Origin of the sequence: Hwangdonia lutea (assembly GCF_032814565.1) — a bacterium.
GTDB lineage: Bacteria > Bacteroidota > Bacteroidia > Flavobacteriales > Flavobacteriaceae > Hwangdonia > Hwangdonia lutea.
Map to the genome: position 1 here is coordinate 3,486,096 of NZ_CP136521.1, position 25,162 is coordinate 3,511,257.

Annotated in this window: 27 protein-coding genes; 12 read left to right on the forward strand and 15 right to left on the reverse strand. The window is 35.8% G+C overall.

Features of this window, described 5'->3' with window-relative positions; genetic code table 11:
* The first annotated feature begins 113 nt into the window (after positions 1-113).
* From RNZ46_RS14995 to RNZ46_RS15005, 3 genes are all read left to right on the forward strand, one after another.
* Positions 114-431: a GNAT family N-acetyltransferase gene (locus RNZ46_RS14995; RefSeq protein ID WP_316982981.1), complete on the forward strand. Its 318-nt coding sequence runs from the start codon at positions 114-116 to the stop codon at positions 429-431.
* A 63-nt stretch (positions 432-494) separates the two neighbouring features.
* Positions 495-1,079, forward strand: coding sequence for a TMEM175 family protein (locus RNZ46_RS15000; RefSeq protein WP_316982982.1), 585 nt, complete (start codon positions 495-497; stop codon positions 1,077-1,079).
* 69 nt (positions 1,080-1,148) lie between these two features.
* The gene (locus tag RNZ46_RS15005; RefSeq protein ID WP_316982983.1) at positions 1,149-1,586 is read left to right on the forward strand and encodes a hypothetical protein; all 438 of its coding nucleotides are present in this window, start codon (positions 1,149-1,151) and stop codon (positions 1,584-1,586) included.
* Between the two features lie 66 nt (positions 1,587-1,652).
* Here RNZ46_RS15005 and RNZ46_RS15010 read toward each other — a convergent pair whose 3' ends face one another.
* A complete protein-coding gene (locus RNZ46_RS15010; protein ID WP_316982984.1) occupies positions 1,653-2,450 on the reverse strand; it encodes a patatin-like phospholipase family protein in 798 nt (265 codons plus the stop codon).
* A 239-nt stretch (positions 2,451-2,689) separates the two neighbouring features.
* Here RNZ46_RS15010 and RNZ46_RS15015 point away from each other — a divergent pair, with 239 nt between their 5' ends.
* Positions 2,690-3,886, forward strand: a complete 1,197-nt coding sequence (locus tag RNZ46_RS15015; protein ID WP_316982985.1) for an acyl-CoA dehydrogenase family protein — start codon at positions 2,690-2,692, stop codon at positions 3,884-3,886.
* Positions 3,887-3,924: 38 nt separating this feature from the next.
* Here RNZ46_RS15015 and RNZ46_RS15020 read toward each other — a convergent pair whose 3' ends face one another.
* Positions 3,925-4,665, reverse strand: coding sequence for an arylesterase (locus tag RNZ46_RS15020; RefSeq protein WP_316982986.1), 741 nt, complete (start codon positions 4,663-4,665; stop codon positions 3,925-3,927).
* A gap of 27 nt (positions 4,666-4,692) precedes the next feature.
* Between RNZ46_RS15020 and RNZ46_RS15025 the strand changes: the two genes are divergently transcribed.
* From RNZ46_RS15025 to RNZ46_RS15050, 6 genes are all read left to right on the forward strand, one after another.
* A complete protein-coding gene (locus RNZ46_RS15025) occupies positions 4,693-5,382 on the forward strand; it encodes an ABC transporter ATP-binding protein (RefSeq protein ID WP_316982987.1) in 690 nt (229 codons plus the stop codon).
* Positions 5,383-5,429: 47 nt separating this feature from the next.
* Positions 5,430-7,925, forward strand: a complete 2,496-nt coding sequence (locus tag RNZ46_RS15030) for an ABC transporter permease (RefSeq protein ID WP_316985003.1) — start codon at positions 5,430-5,432, stop codon at positions 7,923-7,925.
* Positions 7,926-8,056: 131 nt separating this feature from the next.
* A complete protein-coding gene (locus RNZ46_RS15035) occupies positions 8,057-8,674 on the forward strand; it encodes a MarC family protein (protein ID WP_316982988.1) in 618 nt (205 codons plus the stop codon).
* Between the two features lie 344 nt (positions 8,675-9,018).
* A complete protein-coding gene (locus RNZ46_RS15040; protein WP_316982989.1) occupies positions 9,019-9,642 on the forward strand; it encodes a YqaA family protein in 624 nt (207 codons plus the stop codon).
* A 64-nt stretch (positions 9,643-9,706) separates the two neighbouring features.
* Positions 9,707-9,997, forward strand: a complete 291-nt coding sequence (locus tag RNZ46_RS15045; RefSeq protein WP_316982990.1) for a DUF3817 domain-containing protein — start codon at positions 9,707-9,709, stop codon at positions 9,995-9,997.
* Positions 9,998-11,245: a mechanosensitive ion channel family protein gene (locus tag RNZ46_RS15050; RefSeq protein ID WP_316982991.1), complete on the forward strand. Its 1,248-nt coding sequence runs from the start codon at positions 9,998-10,000 to the stop codon at positions 11,243-11,245.
* 197 nt (positions 11,246-11,442) lie between these two features.
* Here RNZ46_RS15050 and RNZ46_RS15055 read toward each other — a convergent pair whose 3' ends face one another.
* The 6 genes from RNZ46_RS15055 to RNZ46_RS15080 all read right to left on the reverse strand — a co-directional run bounded on the left by RNZ46_RS15055 (position 11,443) and on the right by RNZ46_RS15080 (position 18,664).
* Positions 11,443-13,044, reverse strand: coding sequence for an alkaline phosphatase PhoX (locus RNZ46_RS15055; RefSeq protein ID WP_316982992.1), 1,602 nt, complete (start codon positions 13,042-13,044; stop codon positions 11,443-11,445).
* Positions 13,045-13,169: 125 nt separating this feature from the next.
* Positions 13,170-14,228 carry a 3-isopropylmalate dehydrogenase gene (gene leuB / locus RNZ46_RS15060; RefSeq protein WP_316982993.1) on the reverse strand — a complete coding sequence of 353 codons (1,059 nt, stop codon included), beginning with the start codon at positions 14,226-14,228 and terminating at the stop codon, positions 13,170-13,172.
* A 299-nt stretch (positions 14,229-14,527) separates the two neighbouring features.
* Entirely contained in the window at positions 14,528-16,048 is a 1,521-nt protein-coding gene (locus RNZ46_RS15065) for a hydroxymethylglutaryl-CoA lyase-like TIM-barrel protein (RefSeq protein ID WP_316982994.1), read from the reverse strand.
* Entirely contained in the window at positions 16,049-16,645 is a 597-nt protein-coding gene (gene leuD / locus RNZ46_RS15070) for a 3-isopropylmalate dehydratase small subunit (protein ID WP_316982995.1), read from the reverse strand.
* Between the two features lie 71 nt (positions 16,646-16,716).
* On the reverse strand, positions 16,717-18,111 hold the full coding sequence (gene leuC / locus RNZ46_RS15075) for a 3-isopropylmalate dehydratase large subunit (protein ID WP_316982996.1): 1,395 nt from the start codon (positions 18,109-18,111) through the stop codon (positions 16,717-16,719).
* Positions 18,112-18,304: 193 nt separating this feature from the next.
* Positions 18,305-18,664 (reverse strand): acyl-CoA thioesterase, encoded by a 360-nt coding sequence (locus RNZ46_RS15080; protein WP_316982997.1) that lies wholly within the window; start codon positions 18,662-18,664, stop codon positions 18,305-18,307.
* Between the two features lie 273 nt (positions 18,665-18,937).
* On the opposite strand from RNZ46_RS15080, the gene RNZ46_RS15085 reads away from it, so the two are divergent.
* A complete protein-coding gene (locus tag RNZ46_RS15085; RefSeq protein ID WP_316982998.1) occupies positions 18,938-19,354 on the forward strand; it encodes a glyoxalase in 417 nt (138 codons plus the stop codon).
* A gap of 4 nt (positions 19,355-19,358) precedes the next feature.
* Here the strand turns inward: RNZ46_RS15085 and RNZ46_RS15090 are convergent, their stop codons facing one another.
* The 5 genes from RNZ46_RS15090 to RNZ46_RS15110 all read right to left on the reverse strand — a co-directional run bounded on the left by RNZ46_RS15090 (position 19,359) and on the right by RNZ46_RS15110 (position 23,151).
* Positions 19,359-20,039, reverse strand: a complete 681-nt coding sequence (locus tag RNZ46_RS15090; RefSeq protein WP_316982999.1) for a DUF2461 domain-containing protein — start codon at positions 20,037-20,039, stop codon at positions 19,359-19,361.
* Between the two features lie 81 nt (positions 20,040-20,120).
* Positions 20,121-20,684 (reverse strand): hypothetical protein, encoded by a 564-nt coding sequence (locus RNZ46_RS15095; RefSeq protein WP_316983000.1) that lies wholly within the window; start codon positions 20,682-20,684, stop codon positions 20,121-20,123.
* Between the two features lie 45 nt (positions 20,685-20,729).
* Entirely contained in the window at positions 20,730-20,954 is a 225-nt protein-coding gene (locus RNZ46_RS15100; RefSeq protein ID WP_316983001.1) for a hypothetical protein, read from the reverse strand.
* 211 nt (positions 20,955-21,165) lie between these two features.
* Positions 21,166-22,068 carry a mechanosensitive ion channel family protein gene (locus tag RNZ46_RS15105; RefSeq protein WP_316983002.1) on the reverse strand — a complete coding sequence of 301 codons (903 nt, stop codon included), beginning with the start codon at positions 22,066-22,068 and terminating at the stop codon, positions 21,166-21,168.
* A gap of 306 nt (positions 22,069-22,374) precedes the next feature.
* Positions 22,375-23,151 (reverse strand): tRNA pseudouridine synthase A, encoded by a 777-nt coding sequence (locus RNZ46_RS15110; RefSeq protein ID WP_316983003.1) that lies wholly within the window; start codon positions 23,149-23,151, stop codon positions 22,375-22,377.
* Positions 23,152-23,250: 99 nt separating this feature from the next.
* Between RNZ46_RS15110 and RNZ46_RS15115 the strand changes: the two genes are divergently transcribed.
* Entirely contained in the window at positions 23,251-23,667 is a 417-nt protein-coding gene (locus RNZ46_RS15115; RefSeq protein WP_316983004.1) for a hypothetical protein, read from the forward strand.
* A gap of 63 nt (positions 23,668-23,730) precedes the next feature.
* Here RNZ46_RS15115 and hisIE read toward each other — a convergent pair whose 3' ends face one another.
* Both hisIE and hisF read right to left on the reverse strand, forming a co-directional pair.
* Entirely contained in the window at positions 23,731-24,324 is a 594-nt protein-coding gene (hisIE, locus tag RNZ46_RS15120) for a bifunctional phosphoribosyl-AMP cyclohydrolase/phosphoribosyl-ATP diphosphatase HisIE (protein ID WP_316983005.1), read from the reverse strand.
* A gap of 81 nt (positions 24,325-24,405) precedes the next feature.
* Positions 24,406-25,161, reverse strand: a complete 756-nt coding sequence (gene hisF, locus RNZ46_RS15125) for an imidazole glycerol phosphate synthase subunit HisF (RefSeq protein WP_316983006.1) — start codon at positions 25,159-25,161, stop codon at positions 24,406-24,408.
* Position 25,162 lies beyond the last annotated feature (1 nt).

A 25,162-nucleotide genomic window follows, 5' to 3' on the forward strand; every position in this document is an offset into this window, starting at 1 on the left:
ATCGATTCATATGTAATGCATCTAGTTTTGAAAGCTTGAATGCATTAGTTCACCTAAGAAACACTTTTAAAATAGTTCATTTTTAATGAGCTATTTTTTTTATATTTAGCAATATGAAAGACGCTTATATAAATTTACCACTGATAAAAAACGAAGCTAAAAACCGTTTTGAAATGGAAGTCGATGGTCACATCGCATTAATAGAATATAAAGAAACCAGTAGCAAAATCGCATTGATTCATACCGAAGTGCCAAAGGCATTAGGTGGTCGTGGTGTTGCTTCGGCCATAGTCGAAAAAACCTTAAATCATATTAAAGAACAAGGTAAGTTGCTTTTGCCTTTTTGTCCGTTTGTATTTGCATTTGTTAAAAGACATCCCGAATGGAAATCTTTGGTAAGTCCTAAGTTTAAAGACTACGACAAGTTGTGATCAACAAAATCCTATTCATTTTAAAAGAAACTATTTAAGTGTAAACCCAATAAAAACTACAAAATGAAAACAGGCAGGTTAGAAGCATTTAGCGATGGTGTATTGGCCATAGTTATTACCATAATGGTATTGGAAATGAAGGCACCCGAAGACACCACTTTTAAAGGTTTATTATCGGTGGCTCCCATATTTATTAGTTATTTGTTAAGCTTTATTTATTTGGGTGTGTATTGGAACAATCATCACCATTTAATGCAAGTAACCCAAAAAGTAAACGGGAAAATTTTATGGGCAAATCTGCATTTATTATTTTGGTTATCACTCATTCCGTTTACCACAAGTTGGATAGGTGAAGACAGCCATCATACCGTAGCTTTACCGGTGGCTACTTATGGCTTTGTCTTGCTTATGTGCGCCGTTGCCTATTTTATTTTAGAGCGCGTATTGATTGCTTACCACGACGAAAATTTTGCTTTAAGCAAACTTTGTAAAAGCACGGTTAAAGACTATATATCTGTTGGGGTTTATATTATTTCAATTCCGTTGGCTTTTGTAAATACATGGCTCTCTATAGCTTGTTATGTTTTGGTGGCGCTTATTTGGTTAATGCCCGATAAACAACTAGAAGACCTAATGGAGGACATGTAAGGAATAGCCTTAGCATAATAGAATTTTGACTTTAATCGCGTAGTTGCACCTCATTTTGAAAAACCGCCAATGAAATTATCTGAAAACAATAAAAAATCACTTTTAGTTTCAATCCATCAACTGATTGAGGAAAACGCTAGCCATACTGTAAATCACCTTGAAAATAAAAGAACAAACCACCTAATAAATTATCCATCGAACGGAGGATTTACGGAATCGGAAAAATCCGAATTGGAAAAACTAGAAATCAATCCGACCTTAAAAAGTGCTTTGAGAAAAGTATTCGCAAGTAATACCGCTGACGTTTTTTTCGCTGTACTCAATATAATAGACGGAACATCAGACCCAACTGTTGAATTTGGAGAATGGGAAGATGTTATGTTGGTTGATTATGATGAAGAAAATGAAATCGATTCAATGCTTCACGACGACTTTTACGGAACATATTGGGATTGGAAAGAAAAAAGACCAAATCCTGGTTGGAAATTAGACTTACTTGAAGAATAAAAAATGCTGTACGGTTATACGATTCCCTAATATCCGTAACGCCTCCAAGGGAAAACCATAATTCAATTACATTATAATTTTAGTGTCCAGTAATTTTGATGCATAATCATAGCCTAGTACAAATGCTTGTTCTATGCCTCGTTTATCCAAAACACCAATTCTATCCAAGCCTTTGGGGTTAAAAAGCAAATCGGGTATCAAAAGTTTTTCTTTAGCATTGGCATGTAACATTAATAGATTTGTACGCTGTGTAATTTGATAATAGCTCTTGAGTTGTCCTTTGGTAACCTCTTTCATCGAGGTAGTATACGAACCAATAATCAATTCGCAGTCGCCCATTAGTGGTTCTATGGGGAAGTTATTCATTATGCCACCATCAGCATAAAGGCTTCCATCAATTAAAACCGGACTGAATACCGGTGGCAAAGCGGCAGATGCAAGTAGCGGTTTAAACAAGTTACCGCTATTAAAAAATTTAGGCGCGCCCTTTTCCATATTGGTGGCCACAATGGTTAATTTTCTATTTAATTTTTCAAAACTGTTCGATGAAAAAAAATCTTGGAAAAAAGGAATGTATTTATCCGTATCGAAAAGTCCAGGTTTATTTATGGTAACAAAGTTGTATTTTAGTAAGGGTGTTTCTTTAAAAAACACAAGCATATCATCTGTAGATTTATCATCGGCATATAAAGCCGCAACCAAAGCTCCTGCGCTCACGCCCGATACGCTATCAGGATAAATACCACGTTGTAAAAGTGCTTTTAGAATGCCAATATGGGCGATGCCCTTAACGCCGCCACCTGAAAGAACAAGCCCCGTACTTTTATTTAAAAAAACATTTGCATTTACCATAAAAACAAGCAAAAAGCAAAGTTAATATAATTAGATGTTTTTTGTTTAAAATTTAATCGTTGAGATTATACGTGTAAAATTTCAGCAGATCGAAAAAGGTGATTTATAAAATGTTCATTTATCAAAATAGAATAGCCATTAATAAAATGACGATAGGAGCAAAGTCTAATGTTTTTGAAATGAGATTTATGGTTACCTTTATTATTTCAATGGCATAGGCCTAATTATTAATAATTCTAAAAGCACAGGTTATGTTACAACATGTTTTATTAGAACGAGACATATACGCATCCGAAGAGCATAAAATGATGCGGAAAATGATTCAGGATTTCATTAAAAATGAAATATTAGATCAAACCGATGAATGGGAAAAAAACGGGATGGTAAGCCGTAACATATGGGAACGTGCGGGAGAGTTAGGGTTGCTGTGTATCGATATACCTGAACAATACGGCGGTAGTGGTTTAGATTTTAGTTTTAGCGCTTTGTTTATTGAAGAAATGGCAAAAGAAGGCGTTAATGGCCCTGGTTTTTCGTTGCATTCCGATATCGTAGCACCCTATCTATTAAAATATGGCACCGAAGCCCAAAAGAAAAAATACCTACCAAAAATGGCAACGGGACAGCTCATCACCTCCCTTGGCATGACCGAACCAAATTGTGGTAGCGACCTGCAAGCCATCAAAACAACCGCCGTAGATAAAGGCGATTATTATTTAGTAAACGGGCAAAAAACCTTCATTACAAATGGTTACATGAGTGATATGTCCATAGTGGCGGTAAAAACCAATGTTGGAACAGATAAAGAAGGCGTGTCTTTATTGATTATGGAAAGCACATTTATAGGGTTTGAAAAAGGAGTGCCTTTCAAAAAAATAGGTATGAAAGCCCAGGATACCTGCGAATTGTTTTTTGATAATGTAAAAGTTCCAAAAGAAAATCTATTGGGTGAAGAAGGATTGGGTTTTAAAATTATGATGACAGAATTAGCCAGAGAGCGCTTAACAGTGGCCCTTACCGCCATTGGTGGGGCTGAAGGCGCTATTGAAAAAACGATTGCATACACCTCCACAAGAACCGCTTTTAAACAACCCATTGCCAATTTTCAAAACACTCAATTTAAATTGGCGGAATGTGCCACGCAATTACAAGTGCATCAAGCTTTTTTAGACCGTTGCACACGATTATTATCAAATCATAAGCTTACCGCTGAAAGTGCTTCCATAGCTAAATATTCGGCAACCGAAATGCACGGAAAAGTCGTTGATGAATGTCTGCAATTATTTGGGGGTTATGGTTATATGTGGGATTATCCCATTGCCCGCATGTATGCCGATAACCGAGTGGCCAGAATTTATGCCGGCACCAATGAAATTATGAAGCTGTTGATTGCGAGAGGCTTGTTTAAAGAGTTGTTTCAGGAGATGAAGGCTAAAAGGAATACATGATTTAATTCTATTTTAGCTTCAAAAAAAACATAAAGCTATTAAAGCAGAGGCTTTAACACCTCCCAAACGTTATTGGCTACTATTTTATGACCGTCTTTATTTGGATGAATACCATCCCTTTGATTTAAAGACGCAATACCACCTACATTTTCTAAAATAAAAGGAATAAATTCTATATTGTTTTTTGTTGCAACATCCTTAAAAATGGCTCTAAACTTTGTAGTGTAATCTTGTCCCATATTTGGTGGTAATTGCATACCTGCAAGTATAATAGTAGTTTCTGGACTTTTTTCCTTAACCACATTTATAATGGCTTGTAAATTGGATTGTGTTTCTGTTAATGGGACACCTCTCAAGCCATCGTTGGCACCAAGTTCCAATAAAAAAATGGTAGGTTTCTGTTTTATCACCCAATTAATTCTGCTTTTTCCGCCAGCAGTAGTTTCGCCACTTACACCCGAATTTATCACAGTATAATTCAAACTTAACGAATCAATACGTTTTTGTAATACACCGGTATATGCATCATTTACATCATCTAAACCATATCCTGCCGTAATGCTATCTCCAAAACATAAAATCGTTTTTGTTGCCTTGTTTTTTACCAACGTGTCTTTGGCTTGCTCTAAATCTTGTTTCGTTTCCGCTGTATTTTTTGTTTTAGTTTCTCCACAAGACACCAGTAAAACCAATAAAATAAAATAACAAAACTTTAAGAGTTTAGCCGCTTTTCCAGTTGGTACAGTTAAATGCATTTGATAATTTTGAAGCATGGACATAAGTCAGTATTTTAAAATAAAAATTACATGTCAAAGATATTAAAGATTACTGGGTTAGAGAAAACTTACACCAGTGGCAACAAACAATTAACTGTTTTACACGATATCTCTTTTGATGTTGAAAAAGGCCAAACGTTCTCCATTGTTGGCCCATCAGGAAGTGGAAAAACAACATTGCTTGGGCTTTGTGCCGGATTGGACCAACCCAATGCGGGTACTGTGGAATTATGCGGACAAGATTTAAGCCTTTTAAACGAAGACCAACGCGCACAGTTACGAAATAGGGAAGTGGGTTTTATTTTTCAGAATTTCCAATTGTTGCCCACACTTGCAGCACTTGAAAATGTGAGTGTGCCTTTAGAGTTACAAGGCTCTAAGGAAGCCACAAAAAAAAGTATGGGTTTGTTGCAAAAAGTAGGTTTAGGAGACAGAGTGCATCATTATCCGTCGCAACTTTCTGGTGGCGAACAACAGCGAGTGGCATTAGCTCGGGCTTTTGCAAATGCACCTTCTATTTTATTTGCTGACGAACCCACTGGAAATTTGGATGAAGAAACGGGCGAGAAAGTCATTCAATTGTTATTCGATTTAAATAAAGAAAACGGAACCACTTTGGTTATTATTTCCCACGATTTGGAATTAGCCCATAGAACACAACAAATTTTAAGGCTTAAAGGTGGAAAAATAGTAAGCAACCAAACTACCAGCCTCCTGTGAAAAACAATTTTCTAAAACAAAGTTTACAAATCACTTGGCTTTTTAAAATGGCATGGCGCGATGCTAAAGCTAGTAAAGTACGCCTGTTGCTATTTATGGCATCCATTATTCTGGGTATTGCCGCAGTGGTTTCCATTCAATTATTCAGTACCAATTTAAGAGATAACATCCAAAGTCAGTCCAAAACCATGATGGGGGCCGATTATATCATCGACTCCAGGCAAGAACCAACGGAGCGCGCCCGAGCGATTATCGATTCATTAAAACCTGATGCTTTCGAAATCAATTTTGTATCTATGGTGGCTTTTCCTAAAAAAGGAGGCACTAAACTAGTTAAAGTTCGTGGTTTGGAAGGCGATTTCCCTTTTTATGGTAAAGCTCAAACACTTCCTGAAGCAGCTGCAAATGCTTATCAAACATCGGGAGGTGCTTTAGTGGATGCGGCGTTAATGCTTCAATTTAATGTAAAACCTGGCGATTCTATTAAAATTGGCGACATATTATTGCCCATTTCCGGCGCATTGAAATCAATTCCGGGAAGCTCTTCTTTTTCGAGTGCGATGGCGCCACCTGTTGTTATCCCTTATCGATTTGTTGAAGCTACAAACCTCATACAATTTGGTAGTCGCAAAGAATACCAATACTTCTATAAAGCTTCCGATACTTTAAATTTAAATCCGTTTAAAAACAAATTAGAACCACTTTTGGAGTTTGAAAATGCGGACATTAAAACACATAAAGATGCCACAAGGCGCTTAGGAAGACGCTATGAAAATGTTGGTAAATTCTTGAATTTGGCTGCTTTTATCGCTTTACTTTTAGGCTGTATTGGCATTGCCAGTTCAGTAAGTATTTATATTAAAGAGAAATTAAAAGCCATTGCCGTTTTAAAATGTTTGGGTGCTTCTCGGCTTCAAAGTTTTATTATTTTCCTGATTCAAATTGCGGGCATTGGTGTTATTGGTGGTTTAGTAGGTTCTCTTATTGGCATTGGACTTCAAAGCCTATTTCCGTATTTGTTAAAAGACTTTTTACCCTTTTCATTAAACATTTCTATTTCTGCCCAACCGTTATTTATAGGTGTATTCTTAGGACTATTTATGTCTGTTTTATTTGCACTTTTACCATTACTCCGAACGTGGTATGTATCGCCATTAGATGTATTGCGTGTTGATGAAAATGCTGTACAAGAGCCACTAAAAATACGTCTTTTGGTATATGGTGCTATTTTGGTATTCTTGCTTTTATTCGCCTTTTGGTTGATTCAAAATCTGTTTTACGCTTTTGCATTTGTTGTGGCTACGGTTATTACATTTATCCTTTTAGCAGGTGTTGCTTTAGGCTATATTAGAATGATAAAACGGTTTTTTCCAAAACATTGGAATTTTACAGCACGCCAAAGTTTGCTTAATTTATTCAGACCAAACAATCAAACGGTGGTTTTGGTAGTGGCTATTGGTTTAGGCACATTTTTAATAAGCACCTTATATTTTACAAAAGATATTTTGTTATCGAAAGTCGAACTAGGGCAGACCACACAAAATGCAAATATGATTATTTTAGATGTTCAGCCCGAACAGCGCAGTAAAGTGGTACAAAGCATAACGGCAAAAGACTTACCGCTACTTAATAATATGTCGTTGGTTACCATGCGCATGCATAGTATTAAGGGCCGATTGGTGAATGATATTCGTCAAGATAGGGCACCTCAAACCAGACGTTGGGTTTTAAACCATGAATTTAGAACCACCTATCGCGATACGCTTACAGCTTCCGAAGTCATCATAAAAGGAACTTGGACACCTAAATTGAATGCCAATGATCCCATAGTGATTTCCATTTCCGATAATTTGGCAGCTGACGCCAATATTACCGTTGGAGATGCCGTTGTTTTTAATATCCAAGGTGTTTTAATAGAAACAATAGTTGGTAGTATCCGTGCCGTAGATTGGGCACAAATGCAACTCAATTTTTCCATTGTTTTCCCTAAAGGGGTTTTAGAAGAAGCGCCGCAATTTAATGTGTTAACAACTTCAGTTCCAAACGAGAGGGTCTCCGCAGACTTACAGCACACTTTGGTTAGTAAATTTCCTAATGTGTCCATAATAGATTTAAGACAAGTTTTTAGCTTTGTTGAAGATATATTAAATAAAGTATCGTGGGTTATTAACTTTATGGCATTTTTTAGCATCCTTACGGGAATTATTGTTTTAATAGGTTCGGTACGAACCAGCAAATACCAACGTATTAAAGAAAGTGTATTACTGAGAACCTTAGGTGCCAAAAACAAACAAATTTTACAAATTACAGCTTTTGAATATGTGTTTCTAGGACTTTTAGGCAGCTTGGTAGGCATTTTATTGGCGTTACTAAGCAGCTTGTGTTTAGCGGTTTTTGTATTTCAAGAACCTTTTTTACCTTCCGTGATGCCATTTGTGGTTTTTTTACCAGGCATTACCTTGTTGGTTTTAGGCATTGGATTAAGTAATATTCAAACGGTTTTAAGGAGTTCGCCTTTAGAGGTTTTGCGTAGGGAAGGCTAAGCTTAAATTAAAATAATGTAGAAATTACGCTAAATTTCAATACATTGTAAAGTAATTTGAAATAATGTAAATTTTCAGTAGTTCAAACAGATGAAATTTAAGTTCTTTGCGATTCAAATCTTAAAATAAAAGTGGATAATTTAATTACATTCTCAATCACCGTTTTTACTGGTTTCTTTGCCATTACCAACCCCATTTCAAACATGACCGTTTTTGTGTCTTTAACCCAAGGTTATGATAAAGAAGCAAAAAGGGATATTAACAAAAGATCAAATATTATAGCTTTTATTATTGTTACGGTATTTGTTCTTTTAGGAAAATACATATTCGAACTCTTTAATATCAGTATTCCCGCTTTTAAAATAACAGGAGGTATTTTAATTTTTTTTATTGGTTTTGAGATGCTACAATCCAAACAATCTAATGTGAAAAGCATTAAAAAAGTAGATACCGAAGAAGATATTGCGGTTTCACCGATGGCCATTCCAATTTTAGCAGGACCCGGTACCATTGTTACAGCCATGAACTTTGTTTCTAACGTTGAAACCATCCATATATTTTTAGTAATTGCCATATTCGGCAGTATTAGTTTAATTACCTATTTAACATTTAGAGCCAGCGACCTTATTGTAAAAATAGTGGGGAATAACGTTATTTCTGTAATTGGTAAAATAATGGGATTGGTTATTGCCATTATAGGAACAGGTATGGTGATACAGGGCATAAAAATTAGCTTTGATTTGTTATAACTCGTAAAATTCTCTTTACTGTTTTCTTTGTTTTTTTATATATAAATTTATTTTTTGAACAATTATATAACTATAGTTACGAAGCCACAATTAGCTTGTCATAAATAGGATCGATATAAGTCTAAAGACATTATATCTGCAATTAAGTTAAATAGCGCCCAAAAACGCTATGACACTAATTGTTATTGTATGTTCTATAATTTACATTATGTAAAATAGAATATTTCAAATGCTCTATAACTACCAACGTACCAATGAATTAACAAGTTCTTAATAAAAAAATATTTCATAAGAAAAATGCGTGTTGTATATTTGCACCCTATTTTAATTATCGCATAAAATAAATGAAGCCCGAATCGCAAGAAAAATCTAAGGATAAAAAATCCCGGTTGCAATTATTGCACCAGTATTATACATATACTGGTTTTTATACTTTTGTTTGGCAAGCTGTTAAAAAAGCAACACCATACATTGTGGCTATAGTTATTGCGGTTTATGCTATAAATCATTTCTTTGATATCAATGCCGCATTAACGCGACTTACCGAAATATTGCCCGCTTTTGGCGTTTTATCTTTTTTCTTTGTTTCAGAAACCCTTTTAGGCCTTATACCGCCAGAGATTTTTATCGCTTGGGCAGGAAAAATGTATGCCCCTTGGCTGTATTTGTTTTTATTGGCCATATTATCTTATAGCGGTGGTCTTTTGGCCTATTGGATGGGACGTAGCATTACCAAAACACCCAGGGTACACAAGTATTTAGAAGTTAAAATGGAAAAACAACTTAAAAACTCCCGAAAATGGGGCGGTTTTTTAATTGTAGTTGGGGCTTTGCTACCACTACCCTTTTCAATTTCATGTATTGCGGCTGGCCTGATTAAGTTTCCGTTTAGAAGTGTGATGCTCTATGGTTCTTTGCGTTTGCTGCGTTTTCTTATCTACGGATTAATCATTTTCAACGCATTATAAAATTCTCTTAAATTGTACTGTTTATCCACTTTTCTGTGCTATTTTTGCGCAAAATTAAGTGTCTATGTTTTCTTTTATCAACGTGTTCAGGGTGATTGCCCTATTAGAAGGTGTATCGTATATCTTATTGCTTTTTATAGCCACACCCATTAAGTATTTAGCCCACGATCCGCAATACGTAAAGCTTTTGGGTATGCCACATGGTATATTATTCATTGCTTACATCGCTTTGGCTTTTGTTTTTAAGAATGATTTTTCTTGGAATAACAAACAATTTGCGGTGGTGCTTTTGGCCTCTATCATTCCATTCGGAACCTTTTATGTCGACAGAAACTATTTAAAAGCTGCCAAGTAAATGGATACGGAGTACACACACTTTTTTTATGATTATTTAGTGGCTTTAGGAACCTCTGAAACGCTTGCCAAATACTTAAACATGTTGGCACTGTTAATCATTTTAATAGTTGTGGTGTCTATTATTGATTATGTTATCAGGAAATTGCTCAGAGGCACATTTTCACAATTTGCAGCGAAATCCAAAACCAAATTCGATGATATTTTGGTGGCCAACAAAGCGCCTCGAAATATCGCGCACATTATCCCTTTATTAATTGTTATAGAATATGTGCCCGTTGTATTTGTTGATTTTCCAGATTTTGAAAGCTTCATCAAAAAAAGTTTGGAAGTATTCGCTATCGTTTTAATACTTTGGATTGTAAGAAGCATATTAAACACCTTAAAGGACTACCTAAAAACCTTACCGCGATTAAAGGATAAACCCATTGATAGCTATATACAGGTGTTCATGATTTTTGCTTGGATAGCGGGCTTTATGTCGGCCATTGCTGTAATTACAGGCATTCCATTCCTAAAATTCCTTACCGGATTGGGCGCCATTTCAGCGGTTATCTTATTGATTTTTAAAGATACTATTCTCGGCTTTGTTGCCAGTATTCAAGTGTCCATAAACGATATGGTGCGTATTGGCGATTGGATTACTTTTGAAAAATACGGTGCCGATGGCGATGTTATCGAAATAACCTTGGCGACGGTTAAAGTGCAGAATTTCGATAAAACCATTACTACAATTCCAACCTATGCCTTGATTTCCGATTCGTTTAAAAACTGGAGAGGTATGTCGGATTCCGGTGGCAGACGAATTAAAAGAGCCCTATTTATAAAGCAAAATACAATCAAATATTTAACTGATGACGAGGTTGAAAAGCTTAAGAAAGTACAGTTGATTACCGAGTATTTAAATAGCAGACAAGCTGATATTAAAAGCAGCAATACAAGAAACGATATCAACAAAGCACTTCTGATAAATGGCAGAAACTTGACTAATTTTGGGGTTTTCAGAAAATATATCGATTCCTATTTAAAAGCCCATTCGGCCATTAATAAAGATATGATGATTATGGTGCGCCAATTAGCGCCAACAACGCAAGGTATTCCGTTAGAGATATACACCTTTAGCAGCGACAAACGATGGGCCAATTACGAGTATATTATGGCCGATGTTTTCGATCATCTTATCGCGGCACTTCCTTATTTCGATTTGGAAATTTTTGAATTACCTAGCAACACTTCGTTTAAAGACTAGCTTTTAAACATTCAAGGTTCTACTTGGATTTTTTAATAACAACACTTTCTTTCAAATAGACAACTTTCTGTATATAAGATAGTTGTATTGGTAATACCTATTAATGGGGATTGTCTGGTTGGTGTGATATGTTATAAAATGCAAAAAGCCCATAAAACAAAATTTACGGGCTATTTTAAGTTTAATTATTAACTATGTCATTTAATAATCAATTTTGAAGCAGCTTTATCATTCACTTTAAAAAGATAAAGACCAGATTTAACATCTTTAAGATTCAGTTTTACTTCATTCAAACTATTATAATCAACATCTAATATTTTTTTTCCTAAAATAGAATATAGTTTGATGTTATTAATTTGATTGCCTTTTATTATTAAATCTTTTGATGCCTTTAATGGGTTTGGAAAAAATGTATAGGCCTTATCAAATTGCTTATCATCAGTAGAAAGAGATGATCCTAAATTTTCCGATAATGCAATCACCAAACTAGTACCTTTATCAAATTTAACTATGTTTCCAGCTGCATCAGTTTGATTAGCCACATTGGTTGGATTTGGAGCCATAAACGACATAAATAAGTATTTATAATCTGGCGTAAATGTAATACCTGTGGGTTCAGCGTCATGTGGTGTAATGCCAAACAGCTCAACTTGTGGACTCGCTTGTGTATGTCCGTTTTCAACAACCCAAATATAAAACTGTTTATTTCCAGAATTATCATCTTGAAGCACCCAAAGATTTCCGTCTCCATCAAAAGCTAAATTATCATTGCCTCCTCCCCAAGCTACTGATGTAGTACTAATTCCATCATTAATATCATAACTCATAGCACCAACATATGTTTCCATAGTAACAGTCGAAGCAGATGCTTCAAGTGGGTCAGAATCTGAAAACCTATATACTCTTTGATCTGGAGCACCTTTAACAGCAAAGTAAATCATGCCGTCTAGACCAATTTCAACATCTTCTATTCCTTCAAATTCAGTAGCTCCGGCTGCTAAACTCAATTCATTAGTAATGTTTTGATGCGCTGGTAGTTGATGAGCAGGATTTGTACTGTCATTAATTAATATCCATGAACCTGCACCGCTTTTAGAGCCCGAAAACACATATAGATTTCCAGCACTTAAATCTTGAGGATTGGTTGCTACAAATTTGTATAAGAAGCCATGCCCAACGGTATCATCAGCTCCTTGGTAAACTGTTCGGTTATTAGAATGAATAGCAACATTTTCATGCTTAAAATTACCCATAGCCCAATGTTTGCCAATTACTGTTTTTGTTGCTGGATTAATTTCAATATTCCAACCTATATCATTATAACCATCAAAATTAAAATCTGTTAACCCTGTGCCTCCTTCATTATATGCAACCTCCTCACAAGAAATAACTGTTCCCCAAGCGGTTACTGCCCCGGAGCAATTTGCTGCTGTACCACCAACTGCTGCGAAGTTTAAATCTTCAGAAGCGGGTGTCTCCCACAATTTAGTAGTTGCATTAAAATTGATATCTAATATTTGTACGCCTCCTCCTCCATCAGTCAATATACTTCCTTCTGAATTGATACTCAAATAACCATTTGTGCTACTTCCAGCAATGGGAACATAAGCAGTAAAATCTGGTTTTACTTTAAAGGTACCACCTGCTGTTAAGGGGTCTCCCGTTTCTATAATCTTTTGAAACTTGTGAGATGACGGAATTACAAATTGATCCGTTTGTGATGCCGGTGTTACTGATGTGAAATCAGCAATATTTTGCGATTGAAATGTATAGGTTGCGAAAAAGAAAAGGGACAGCATGGTAATTTTTAATAGTTTCATAATTTCTATTATTTAAATTAATACTGAAAGAGATTCCCAAAAAAAAGGATTTAGTATAAAATTACTAAATCCTTTTTTAAAACAACAATCTAAGTGATTGTTTTTTAGATATTTGCAGCCAACCAATCCCCTACTTCTTTGGTGCCGTAGGCTTTTCCACCTTCAGCCAAATCTTCGGTAACTACACCTTCAGCTAATGCTTTATTTACAGCATCTCTAATGGCTTTACCTTCTTCGGGTAAATTAAAAGCAGTCTCAAACATCATAGCAGCCGATAAAACCGTTGCCATAGGGTTGGCAATATTTTGTCCCGTGGCTTGAGGGTACGATCCGTGAATGGGCTCGAACAAAGCAATATCAGCACCCATAGAAGCCGATGGCATCAACCCCATCGAACCTGAAATTACCGATGCTTCATCCGTTAAAATATCACCAAACAAGTTTTCGGTTATCAGCACATCGTAGCTATTTGGCCATTGTACCAAACGCATCGCTACGGCATCAACAAACTCGTAGCTCACTTCCACTTCCGGATAATCTTTTTCCATTGCTTGCACCGTTTCACGCCATAAACGCGAGGTTTCCAAAACGTTGGCCTTATCCACACAGCATAATTTTTTACGGCGTGTCATGGCCAATTCAAAGCCTTTTTTCGCTAAACGTTGTACCTCTTCGCGCGTGTAAACACAGTTGTCATAAGCCGTTTCACCGTTGTCTCTTCGCCCCTTTTCTCCAAAGTAAATACCTCCGGTAAGCTCTCGCAAAAACACCAAATCGGTTCCTTCAATACGCTCTTTTTTCAAGGGCGATTTATCCAATAACGACGGAAATGTAAACGTTGGTCGCACATTGGCAAACAAGCCCAATTTTTTACGCATTTTCAATAAACCCTGTTCCGGGCGTACAGGCGCACTCGGGTCGTTATCGTATTTCGGGTGACCAATGGCACCAAACAAAACCGCATCCGAAGCTGCACAAACAGCATGCGTTTCGTCCGGGTAAGGTTCACCAACAGCATCAATGGCAGCGGCGCCCGTTAAGGCAGGTTTCCATGTAATTTCGTGTCCAAATTTCTTGGCAACCGCGTCGCTAACTTTTACGGCTTGATCTATAACCTCTGGTCCAATGCCGTCTCCGGCTAAAAGGGCAATATTAAATTTCATTATTATTTATTTTATATTTTAAATTTCTATTTTTAATGGCACTTCGCGTAATTCCAATTTGTATTGGAATAGTATCGAGAAGTTGGGCGTTCCCTTCACTTTATACCTACAAGGTTAAAAAAGAAACCTTGCAGGAAACGCTTCGGTCGGGCTTTCGGCAGTCGCTCCCTCCTCCGTCGGGGAGCTTCAACAAATGCCTCAATCCCTAACGCGGAACCCTCACACTTTTAAATTAAAGTGATTCGTATTTTTTATTAGATAAGCTTTCATCTTCGGTCTTCTACTATCCTTCATCCTTTTCAACTTACTATAATATTCAACATTTTCTCGGTGGCCTTAATCGCCGAAACGGTTTGATCGGAATCCAAACCACGGGTTTTAAATTCCTTTTCTGTATTCTTCCAAGTAATAATGGTTTCACACAACGCATCCGATCGGCTCCCCGGTGGAATCCTAACCGCATAATCAATCAAATCGGGCAACACGAGTTTTTTTCGTTTAAACACATTTCTTATCGCGTTTATAAAAGCATCAAACTGTCCGTCGCCCTGAGAGTGCTCTTCAAAAGTCTCGTTTTCAATACTAATCGACACTGTTGTTGAAGGCTTTAATCCTTTGGAATGTGTTAATACATACGAGTTCACTTTTACCTTTTCCTCATAAGTCCTGTCTAAAACATCCGAAATAATATAAGGCAAATCCTCTTTGGTGACCACCTGTTTTTTATCGCCCAACTCAATAATACGTTGGGTAACCTTTTTTAAATCCTCATCGTCCAGCTGAAGTCCCAACTCCTGTAAATTCTTTTGAATGTTCGCTTTTCCCGATGCTTTTCCTAAAGCATATTGCCGCTTTCTACCAAAACGTTCGGGCAACAAATCGCTAAAATAAAGGTTCTTTTTGTTGTCGCCATCGGCATGAATTCCAGCCGTTTGCGTAAATACATTGGCGCCAATAACCGGTTTGTTGGCAGGTATCATAACCCCCGAAAAATTCTCCACCAGCTTACTAACGGTATATAAAACCTTTTCGTTTACACCAATTTCAACACCTGGCATAAAATCGTTTATAACCGCAATAGTGCTTGCCATGGGTGCGTTTCCGGCGCGTTCGCCCATGCCGTTTACCGTTAAATGTAAACCGTTGGCTCCAGCCTTTAAAGCTTCCATTACATTGGCAACGCCCAAATCGTAATCGTTGTGCGCGTGAAAATCGAAATGTAAATTGGGATATTTATCTTTTATTTCCTTTACAAATGCGTAAGATTCTTGAGGTGTTAAAATACCCAAAGTGTCCGGTAACATGATACGCTTTACAGGTTGCGTTGATAAAAACGCTAAAAACTCAAACACATAAGCTTTAGAGTTTCGCATGCCATTGCTCCAATCTTCTAAATATATATTGGTTTCAATGTCACTCTCTTTAGCTAATCGTAATGTTTTTTCTATTTCTTTAAAGTGCTGATTTGAAGTCTTTTTAAGCTGATGGGTTAAATGGTTTAATGAACCTTTGGTTAACAAATTTTGAACCTTGGCACCTGCCTCCTTCATCCAATTGATGGACACACCGTTATCAACAAAAGTCAATACTTCAACGGCATGTAAATATCCGTTTTCAGCGGCCCATTGTGTAACATCTTTTACGGCTTGCAGTTCGCCTTCAGACACTCGTGCTGAAGCAATTTCAATACGATCTACCTTTAATTCTTCCAGTAAAAGTTTTGCAATGGTTAACTTTTCAGAAGCAGAAAACGACACACTCGATGTTTGTTCGCCATCGCGTAATGTCGTGTCCATTATTTCTATACGTCGTGTTGCCATTTACAACATCAAATCATTAGCAAAAGATTCTATTTCACCTTTCATATTCTGAAGATAATCAATATCATCAAAACCATTGAGCATGTTTTCTTTCTTATAGCTATTAATTTCAAAAGATTCTTGAGCTCCGGTCGATTTGATGGTGATTGTTTGTTTGGGCAAGTTTACCTCTATTTCTGTGTTGGGGTCTTTGTAGATTTCCTCAAAAATTTGTTCTGAAAATTCTGGGCTAACCTGAACCGGTAAAACGCCAACATTTAAACAATTGTTTCTAAAAATATCGGCAAAGAAACTCGAAACCACACAACGGAATCCATAATCGTAAACCGCCCAAGCCGCGTGTTCTCTTGATGAACCCGAACCGAAGTTTTTGCCTCCAACTAAAATTTTTCCGCTATAAATGGGGTTGTTTAAAACGAAACTTTCTTTTGGTGTATCGTCATTATTATATCTCCAATCACGGAACAGATTATCGCCAAAACCTTCTCGTTTTGTAGCTTTTAAAAAACGTGCTGGTATAATCTGGTCGGTATCAACATTTTCCAAAGGTAATGGAACTGCGGTACTGGTTAGTGTTGTAAATTTATCGTAAGCCATGTTTTATAAGTTTAAAGTTCAATATTAAATATTCAAGGTTTTAAAACGTCTTAATATTTTACTTTTGTATTTTAAATTAATTCTCTAGGGTCTGTAACCACACCAGTAACTGCTGCTGCTGCTGCAACCAACGGGCTTGCCAATAAGGTTCGAGAACCTGGACCTTGGCGACCTTCAAAGTTTCTATTGGAGGTGCTTACCGCATATTTTCCTGCAGGTACTTTATCGTCGTTCATTGCCAAACAAGCCGAACAACCCGGTTGTCTTAAAACAAAACCAGCTTCGTTAATAATATCTAAAAGACCTTCTTCTTTAATCTTGTCTTGAACTTCGTGAGACCCGGGAACTAACCACGCCGTGATATTTTCAGCTTTTTTTCGGCCTTTAACAATGGATGCAAACGCACGAAAGTCTTCAATTCTACCATTGGTACAACTGCCCAAGAATACGTAATCTACTTTTTTGCCAATCATGGCATCGTTTTCTTTATATCCCATATAATTCAAAGACTTATTGTAAGTCGCTACGCCACCTTCAACAGCTTCGGCGTTTGGTATATTTTTAGAAATGCCTATTCCCATGCCCGGATTTGTTCCGTAAGTAATCATTGGTTCAATATCACTGGCATTAAAGGTCAATTCTTTATCAAAAGTTGCATCGGCATCGGTTTTTAGGGTTTTCCAATGTTCTACGGCTTTATCCCAAGCTTCACCTTTAAGAGATAGTGGTTTGTCTTTTAAATAAGCGAAAGTGGTTTCATCTGGTGCAATCATGCCGCCACGAGCTCCCATTTCAATGGATAAATTACATACCGTCATACGGCCTTCCATGGTCATATTTTCAAAAACATCACCAGCGTATTCAACAAAATAGCCTGTAGCGCCAGAAGTTGATAATTGCGAAATGATATATAAAGCCACATCCTTTGGCGTAACACCTTTACCCAATTGCCCATTTACATTAATGCGCATTTTTTTAGGCTTAGGTTGCATGATGCATTGTGTAGACAGTACCATTTCGACTTCGGAAGTTCCAATACCAAAGGCGATGGCTCCAAAAGCACCGTGAGTTGATGTGTGCGAATCGCCACAAACAATTGTAGCGCCCGGGAATGTAATACCATTCTCTGGCCCAACCACGTGAACGATACCGTTCTTTTTATGCCCTAATCCCCAATGGCTGATACCGTATTCGTTAGAATTATCTTCCAACGCTTTTAGTTGATTTGCCGATAAGGGGTCTTCAACTGGTAAATGCTGGTTTATAGTTGGGGTATTGTGGTCTGCCGTAGCAAATGTACGTTCGGGGTATAACACACTAAGGCCTCTACTTTTTAATCCTAAAAAAGCAACGGGGCTAGTTACTTCGTGTATAAAATGGCGATCAATAAAAAACACATCTGGCCCACCTTCAATCTTTCTTACAACGTGCGAATCCCACACTTTGTCAAACAATGTTTTACTCATAAAATATCTTATAATTTAGTAAGGAATACAAATTTATAGTATAATAGAGTTATTTAAAACTTTAGGGCGCTCTGTTATTGAATTTTTATAAAATTTCCAATAGAAGCATTATAAATTGAATTTTATGCAACAGAACAACTGAATTGATTATAATATTTAAAACGATTTTTCAACCCTTTGGCTCGTTTAGAATTTAGATGTTTTTACCATGCGCTTTGGGCTTCCCGTCTTCACCCAAATTAACCATGATAATGTTGGAAATGGTAATTATGGTTTCGTGCGTCATAATATTTCTAACCTCACAGCTTAAGGCGATATAAGCGTTTCCAACCTTGGTGATTTCAATACCAATTTCTACAACATCACCCTGTTTTGCCGAGGCTACAAATTCGATTGCGCCCATAGATTTGGTAACTACTTTTTTGTTATCAAATTGAATAATGGCAAACAAGGCTGCTTCTTCGTCTATCCATTCTAAAAGGCGACCGCCAAAAAGGGTGCCGTTTGGGTTTAAATCTTCGGGTTTAATCCATTTTCTTGTTTGAAATTTCATGTGTTAAATTGTAGTTTTTATAATAATTTTTGTTGCTGATTGCCATTGGGAACCGATAAGAAAAATTCCAATTCGAAATTGATTTTTTAATAAAATATGTTGATAATTAAGATTAATCTATTGTTTCCCAAAATTTTACTTGCTGATGTTTGGCGTTTTAAATTTTATTTAAAGATAGAAAAATCTTCATTGTTAATAACCCGGTTGATAATAATAAAGGTATTGATAATTACAAGGGCTGATTATTGATACATTTAATGAAAATCCTAAACCATGAACTCACGATTATTAAACCTAAAAAGTATTCGCCCCGAAATTTCATCGACAACTATTAAAGATAACATGAGTGCGGATGAGCGTTTTCAGAATTTAGTTTTGCGCCCTGTTATTAAGCTGCAAAATGATTTGCTTATTGAAGTTTTTAAAAATTATGTGGTTAAACATAAATCTGTTTTTTATGATTTGTCTCTACAAAAGCGCATGGATTATATTGAAAATGCCATTCAAAAAGATATGAAATTTAGAAACTCTGTAAAAGGCATGATTATCGGACTTTTTACTGTTGAAGAATATTTAATCTACATTGAAAACTCCTCGGCTTTAAACAAACGCATGATGCATATTGTAAAGGAGCGTTTGTTAAGCCATATTCAATTGTTTGAAAAACCCGAATTGTTAGCGGCGGTTTAAAAAGCTATTCAATTAAAGACACGCCATTTAAATCGGTAGTAAGCACATCACTCATATAATCGAAATACGGACGAATGGCTTTAAACGACGCATTGACATCGTCTAAAAAACCAGGGTTTAAAACATCTTTGTCAGTATATTTTTTAACGAAAATATATTGTTTCTTTTTAATTAAATCGATGGCTTTGTGTGCTTTATCAAAACCTCTAGGGGCAGATTTTACTTCGTCGCCAACTAAGCCTCCCCAAACTTTCTTAAAGGATTTGTTTTCAATTATATTCCGGATTTCTTGGTCGTCCATTTCAAATTCCTTGCGAATGCGCAACAAATCTTCTTTAGCAGGCTCCCAAAATCCGGTAGCTATAAAGCTCTCGTTGTTAGGCTGAATATGCAGATAATAGCCACCACGTAATTTGGGCTTTGCTCTGTGAAACGAGCCTCCAAAATGGGTTTTGTATGGTAGCTTATTTTTAGAAAAACGAACATCCCTGTATATTCTAAAAATTTTTAGTTTGTCTATCTCGTCGTGTTTATTTAGATTTTCTAAAACCGAATTATAAATTTTTTTAATCTCAGTTTCAATCGCTTTAAACTCTGGTTTGTTTTCGTTAAACCAATCGCGATTGTTGTTTTTTTCCAGTTTTTTAAAAAAGTTTAATGCCAATTTTAATGCCTGTGTGCTCATCCAATTTTTTTTTGAGTTTCTAAAATACAAAAAGTCCCGAATTAATCGGGACTTTTATAAGTATCTTAACAAGAGATGTTGCTATTTCATTTCATTAATCTCTTTGCTATAGGTCATTTTTTTAACGCGCTTTGTGTTTTCATCAAAATATTCAACAACAAAGTTTCCATTTTTATCAAAATAGCCAATGCCATTGTGCATCTCACCTCTTATTATATAGTTTCCACTGGCGCTTGTAGACCATGCTTTTCCTATTTTAACAAATTCATTATTGTCATTATCAAATATAATGTCGAAGCCTTTATCGTTTGGTGTAAACTTGTAAGTTTGATCGCCGCTAACAAAAAATGTTTCTTTTGTTAAAATGTCATAATCAGCATCGTTGTCATCATCGACCATAACCATTTTTTCTACTTTTTTGGTAGCGTTTACACGGCTTTGATTAACTTTATTTTTATCGTTTTTGTCAAGTTTAACATCGGCCGTTTCGCGCGTAATGACTTTAACTTTTTTCTCCTTGGTTTCTTTGTCGTTTTTGGTTTTAACGACTTTTACCTTGGTTTCTTGTTTTACTTCTTTTGGTTTTTCCTGTGCCATGGCACTACCAATAAACAGTAGTGCAAACACATATATTAAATTTTTCATATTTGTTTATAGTTTAATGTTTAAAAAAAGGTTTAGTGTTGTTTATTAACTTTTAACACTGTCTTTTTTTGCTTCTTCTTTTATTTCCTTGATTTCATCTTTTACATCTTCAACAGCATCTTTTACATCATCAGAGGCATTCTCTAATTCATCGCCAATGTTATCAATAGCTTCTTCTATTTTTTCATCGGTTGTTTTTTTCTCCCTACAGCTTGTAAAAACTGTAGATGTTGTAAATACTAATGCTAATATTAAAATTATTTTTTTCATGATTTTTAGTTTTAAATTGATTGTTTTAAAAAGATAATAGCTTATTAAATTTAAAATAAACCTACTCTAGTTTTTAGAGAATTTGTATGATATCCATTTAAAAATAGGTTTGGTTGTCTTTAATTAAATTACGTCCTATAAATTAATGATGGATGTTTTTTTAACCTTTTTTAACGAGACATGTTAAAAGCCGTTAATATTTAATTATTGTTTAATTTTCTGAAATTTCCTTTGATTGTTCAGAATTTTCAAGAGCCAATTTATTATCAAATTGAAGCGTACGAATAGGAAATGGTATGTTTATTCCAGCTTTATCATAGGCTTTCTTAATTTCAATTATAGCCGTGGTTTTGGCTCGTAATTTTTCCAACATACTTTCTGCATCTATCCAAAACCTACATAAATAGTTTATTGAGCTGCCACCAAATTCGGTATAGTAAAACTCGACATTATCTTCGCTTTCAACCTGGTCAAAAGCTTGGGCAATGGTTTGTTTTGTTAATGATTTTACTTGCTCTAAATCCGATTCGTAACCCACGCCACATTCAATAGAAACCCGCATTTTAGTGGTTAGCGAATAATTTTTCAATGGGTTTTCCAAAATCATTTTATTTGGCATGATGACGATATTGTTATCGGCTTCCTTTAAAACGAATTCCTTTAAATTAATATCAATCACTTCGCCAGAAAAACCATTGGTCTCCACCCAATTTCCTATTTGTATTTTTTTTCTGAACGATAAAACAATACCCGCTACGGTGTTACTAAGCGTATTTTGCAAGGCCAAACCAATGGCTAAACCTGCCACACCGGCAGTGGCTAATAATGAGGTTAGGGTTTTGCTTAAATTTAAAATACCCAAGGCTACATAAAGCCCCAATAAAACGAGAACTACTGCCGAAATACGAGAAATAATTTGAGCGACAGATTCCTGTTTAACTTTTTTAGAGACTAATTTATAAGTGTATTTATTTACATATTTGGCTACAAAAAATGCCGTAATTAGTACTAAAAGCGCTAATCCGAAATTTGGTAAATACTCGATTAAGGTTGATAGCCAATCTTTTAATTTTGTTACAATGGCATCAAAAGCTTCTGTTATTGTGGTTTCCATTTTTGTTGAAATTTTAAGTTATTAATTCGTTTTATTAAAGACGAGTGGACACTTAAAAAAGGGAATCAATTAAAGGAAAACTCAACGTTCCATTGACTTTTAACAATTTTTCTTCTTTCATGTTCAAATAACTCATATACTAATTTTAAAGATTTTTAAAAGGAATGATTTTTGACTCATTCTTGCTTGTTGCTAAATTAGAATATAAGCTGCATACCAATTTGTTCATTTGATATGAATGCTTGCTCATTTAAAAGAAATGGCTAAAATGTAATGATACAGCGAGAAGAATTACAGAATTGAATGCTATTCAAATTCAATTTTATTTAAAATGAGCCCTGAAGCGGGAGCGATATAATTCATTTTTACCGTGCTATTTGGAAGTAGACTTGTACGAATATCGTCTAAAGATAATTTTCCTTTTCCCAAATCAATGAGGGTTCCCATCATTAAACGGATTTGATTTCGCATAAACCCTTTGCCTTTTACTCGTAGCACGTATGATTTTTCAGGAAAATAATTAGCCTTATAAATGGTGTTTTCAACCAATTCGCAAAGTAATATCTCCCTGTTGTAAACACCATTGTCAGTAGGTTTGTAACAATAGGCTCTTAAGTAGTTTTCGCCTTCAAAAAGTTTGGCGCCTTGCTGCATTAAACCTATATCCAAATCATCGAGAATTGTGGTCATTATCGGTGCACAGAACGGATGGCATTTTTGTCCATAGGCAAACAAATACAGATACTCTTTAACTTTGGAGTGCTGAATAATATTAAATTTATCATCAACCTCCTTAATATCTAAAGCGCGGATATCTTGAGGTAAGTTATAATTGAATATTTCTAAAAAGGCGTTTAAATCTTCAATGGGCTCAAATAAAAACAATTCGATTGCCGCGTTTTCAGCTGAAACCATCGCATCGGTTCTGCCAGAGCTTAAACTCTTAAAACGTTTACCTTCTAAAATAAAGTTTAACGTTCTATCAACCATTAAATGTAAGGTTTTTACATCGGGTTGCTTTTGCCAACCATGAAAACGATAGCCTAAATATTGAATGGAAATGAGATAAAAATACTTGTTCATTATTATTTTTTAGAAGAAGGAAAAATACGCTCTTTTATTAATTGTGACAAAAAATTTATACATTGTATTATATTTTTAACTAACTAAAAACCATTTATTATGACAAATTCTTCCACGAAACCTCCAGTTTGGTTCTGGATTGTGAGTGTAATTGCGCTCGCTTGGAACGCCATGGGTGTTGACCAATATTTAGGGCAAGCCTATAATACAGAGCGATGGCGTTCTGCATTAACTCAAGAACAATTAGATATTGTTTCTAACCACCCAACATGGTTAACGGCTGTTTTTGCGATAGCTGTTTTTTCGGGTGCTCTAGGTTGTATAGCGCTTTTGCTCAGAAAAAAATGGGCCTATTCACTATTAACTTTATCGCTAATTGCCGTAATTATACAAATGGGTTATTTTTTAGCAAACGGGCATACCGATAATTTAGGAATGACTATTTCTATAATTTTATTTTCTATATTTTTAGTTTGGTTTTCCAAACATTCAAAATCCAAAGGTTGGATTTCGTAATATATACTTATTTCAATCAACCATTTTTAAGAGGCTTTTTCCTAACCAGAATAAAGCCTCTTTTTATTTATGCCTGCTTTTTAATTCTGCCTCAATATCTTTTAAAGTGAATCCCTTAGCTTGAAGCAGCATTAAATAATGAAACAGCAAATCGGACGATTCGTATAGAAATAGCTCATCGTTATTATCCATGGCTTCAATAACCGTTTCCACAGCCTCCTCGCCTACTTTTTGAGCCACTTTATTTATACCTTTTGAAAATAAACTTGCTACATAAGATGTTTTGGTGTCTTTATTGGCAACGCGTTCTGCAATTATGTTTTCCAAAGTTGAAAAGAATCCGTAATTAGCTGTATTTTTTTCTCCCCAGCAATTATCGGTGCCTTTGTGGCAAGTTGGCCCCATTGGATTTACTTGTATTAAAAGTGAATCGTTATCGCAGTCATTTTTTATTTCCACAAGATTTAAAACATTCCCGCTTTCCTCACCTTTGGTCCACAAGCGTTGTTTGCTTCTGCTAAAAAAAGTGACTTGTTTGGTTTCTAAGGTTTTTTTATAGGCAGCTTCATTCATATAACCCAACATCAACACGTTTTTGGTTGTGGCATCTTGAATGATTGCGGGAACAAGTCCGTTTGAATCGTATTTTATATTCATAATTTTTGTCATTCCTGCGAAAGCAGGAATCTATTTATTTGTAGTATTTAAAGTGGATTCCTGCTTCCGCAGGAATGACAACTATATTCTTACTTCTATGTTGTTTTCTTTTAATTCTTTTTTTAATTCTGGAATAGGAATTTCTCCAAAATGAAACACACTGGCAGCCAAAGCAGCATCGGCTTTTCCTTCTTTAAAAGTATCAATAAAATGCTGAACGTTTCCTGCTCCACCGGATGCAATTATGGGTATGTTTAGAGTTTCGGAGAGCTTTTTTAAGGCGTCATTTGCAAATCCATTTTTGGTACCATCATGATTCATTGATGTGAATAAAATTTCGCCAGCACCACGTTGCTCAACGTCTTTCGCCCATTCAAATAAATCAATATCGGTGGGAATGCTTCCTCCGGCTAAATGCACTTTCCAATGGCCATCCACTAATTTGGCATCAATAGCCACCACCACACATTGGCTTCCGAATTTATTCGACAATTCGTTTATTAATTCGGGTCGTTTTATTGCCGATGAGTTAACCGATACTTTATCGGCGCCACATTTTAAAAGCGCATCGACATCTTCAACAGACGAAATACCGCCACCAACAGTAAACGGAATATTAACTTGTTCGGCAACGTGCAAAACCATATCTAAAGTGGTTGCTCTACCTTCTAAAGTGGCCGATATATCTAAAAACACAAGTTCGTCTGCCCCAACGTTTGCATATTGTTTTGCAAGTTCCACCGGATCGCCGGCATCGCGTAAATCAACAAAATTTACACCTTTTACGGTACGTCCGTTTTTAATATCTAAACACGGGATGATTCGTTTTGTTAACATT